Origin of the sequence: Microbacterium sp. Leaf351 (assembly GCF_001423825.1) — a bacterium.
In the GTDB taxonomy this organism is placed as follows: domain Bacteria; phylum Actinomycetota; class Actinomycetes; order Actinomycetales; family Microbacteriaceae; genus Microbacterium; species Microbacterium ginsengisoli.
Genome location: NZ_LMPK01000007.1, coordinates 265 through 2,305 on the forward strand (window position 1 = coordinate 265; position 2,041 = coordinate 2,305).

3 protein-coding genes and 1 pseudogene are annotated in these 2,041 nt (G+C 71.0%); 1 reads left to right on the forward strand and 3 read right to left on the reverse strand.

What is annotated here, in order from left to right:
* Window positions 1-3: 3 nt before the first annotated feature.
* Together ASG00_RS02535 and rraA are read right to left on the reverse strand one after the other, a co-directional pair.
* Window positions 4-384 carry a VOC family protein gene (locus ASG00_RS02535; protein ID WP_056206618.1) on the reverse strand — a complete coding sequence of 127 codons (381 nt, stop codon included), beginning with the start codon at window positions 382-384 and terminating at the stop codon, window positions 4-6.
* A gap of 90 nt (window positions 385-474) precedes the next feature.
* The gene (rraA, locus tag ASG00_RS02540; protein WP_056206621.1) at window positions 475-942 is read right to left on the reverse strand and encodes a ribonuclease E activity regulator RraA; all 468 of its coding nucleotides are present in this window, start codon (window positions 940-942) and stop codon (window positions 475-477) included.
* A 176-nt stretch (window positions 943-1,118) separates the two neighbouring features.
* Between rraA and ASG00_RS02545 the strand changes: the two genes are divergently transcribed.
* Window positions 1,119-1,700 carry a nitroreductase family protein gene (locus ASG00_RS02545; RefSeq protein WP_045246690.1) on the forward strand — a complete coding sequence of 194 codons (582 nt, stop codon included), beginning with the start codon at window positions 1,119-1,121 and terminating at the stop codon, window positions 1,698-1,700.
* Window positions 1,701-1,775: 75 nt separating this feature from the next.
* Here ASG00_RS02545 and ASG00_RS16540 read toward each other — a convergent pair.
* Window positions 1,776-2,041 (reverse strand): annotated as a pseudogene (locus tag ASG00_RS16540) (ATP-dependent chaperone ClpB); the annotation flags it as partial.

A 2,041-nucleotide genomic window follows, 5' to 3' on the forward strand; every position in this document is an offset into this window, starting at 1 on the left:
GCGCTAGCTGCGCGAGAGCACGGCCAGCACGTTGCCGGCGGGGTCGCGGAACCAGGCGATGTCGGGGCCCCAGCCCCGCACGATGCCCTTCGCATCGGACGGCACCTGGTCGTCGGGATAGATCTTCGTCTCGACGCCGCGGGCACGCAGGTCGTCGACCGCGGCATCCACGTCGTCGACCGGGAAGTTCATGATCGTGAAGCTCGCCGGCTCGTGGTTGGGTTTCGAGTACGCGAGCACCCGGCCGCCGGAGGGCAGTGTGATGTCGAGGAAGCCCATCGCGTTCACCTCGACGTCGAGCCCCAGCGTGTCGCCGTAGAAGACCCGAGCCGCCTCGACGTCGTCGACGCTGAATCCGCTGAACGCCCCTTCGGTCGTGAACATGGCCGCCTCCTTCGCGCGCGGGGAACTCGAACGCCTCCACACTGCTCCGCGCGGGTCGCGCTGTAAAGGGCGAGGGATGCCGCGGCCCCCTCAGCGCTCGACGAGCACCCCGTCGGCATCGGCCCAGACGTGCAGTCCCGGCGCGAACACGACCCCGCCGATCACGATCGGCACGTCGACCTCGCCGACGCCCTCCTTCGCGGACTTTCGCGGGTTCGAGCCGAGCGCCTTCACGCCCAGGTCGAGGCCGCCGATCGCCTCACGGTCACGGATCGCGCCGAACACGATGATGCCCGCCCACCCGTTCGCGACGGCGGATGCCGCAATGAGGTCGCCGACGAGCGCCGACTCCAGCGACCCTCCCCCGTCGACGACGAGCACCGCCCCGTCGCCGGGCGTCGCGAGCGTCGCCTTCACGAGGGCGTTGTCGCGGTGGCAGCGGATCGTTCGCACCGGCCCGTCGAACGCGGTGCGCCCGCCGATGTCCTGGAACGGCACCGACAGCGAATCCAGGTCGTCGCCGCGCTCGTCGTAGAGGTCGGCCGTCGCGATGGTCATGACCCCACGGTACGGGCCGGATGCCGCGGCATCCGCTCTGTTGCGCGGGGAAGATCGCCGATCCTTCTGTATCGGTCAATGACAACCTGTGCGTACCTGGGAACACCTCATCGCGTCATGCTGTTGGATGCACTGGGCCGACGACGTCCCGCGCCATCCGATTCCGAGGAGCAGACATGTCTCAGTCCATCGCGCATCCCGCGCTCATCGAGGCCCCCGTGCTCGACGTCTTCGCCGAGCGCTGGAGCACCCGTATCTTCGACGCCACCGCCGTCATCGACGAGGACGCCCTGCGCAGCGTGCTCGAGGCCGCGCGCTGGGCGCCGTCCGCGTCGAACACGCAGCCGTGGCACTTCATCGTGGGCCGCCGCGGCACCGACACCCACGCCAAGCTCTTCGACGGGTTGCTCGACTTCAACCAGGCCTGGGCGGGCACCGCCTCGGTGCTGATCGCGTTCGTCACCGAGACCGAGCGCGACGGCAGGGCGCTGCCGTGGAGCGAGTACGACCTCGGCCAGTCCGCCGCGTTCCTCACCGTGCAGGCCCACGCCGAGGGACTCGCCACCCACCAGATGGGCGGCATCGACCGCGCCAAGTTGCGGGCGGCGTTCGACCTGCCCGCGACCTACGAGCCCGTCTCGATCATGGCGGTCGGCACGCTCGGCGACCCGCAGCTCGCCTCCGAGCAGCTGCGCGAGCGCGAGGCCGCGCCGCGTGTGCGCAACTCGCTCGAGGGCATCCTCATCGCGAACGACTGAGCCGCGGCATCCGTCGCACGACACCCGAGACCCCCGGCGCCGACGCGGCGCGCGGGGGCGTCGGAGGCGGGGCGCTCAGTCCTCGATGATCGCCTCGATGACGTCGCCCTCGTCGTCGGCGGCGGGCGCCTGGCCGTCGCTCGTCAGCACGAGCTGCGAGCCCGCGGCATCCACGTCGACACGTACCACGTCACCGTCGTGCACGCGTCCGGAGAGGATCGCCATCGCGAGGCGGTCCTGGATCTCCGACTGGATGAGGCGGCGCAGCGGACGCGCGCCGAACACCGGGTCGTATCCGCGCTCGGCCAGCCAGGTGCGGGCGTCGGGGGTCACGGCGAGGG

Coding starts and splice junctions, on each gene's coding strand:
- ASG00_RS02535 (WP_056206618.1), bottom strand. CDS start 384: ATGTTCACGACCGAAGGGGCGTTCAGCGGATTCAGCGTCGACGACGTC.
- rraA (WP_056206621.1), bottom strand. CDS start 942: ATGACCATCGCGACGGCCGACCTCTACGACGAGCGCGGCGACGACCTG.
- ASG00_RS02545 (WP_045246690.1), top strand. CDS start 1,119: ATGTCTCAGTCCATCGCGCATCCCGCGCTCATCGAGGCCCCCGTGCTC.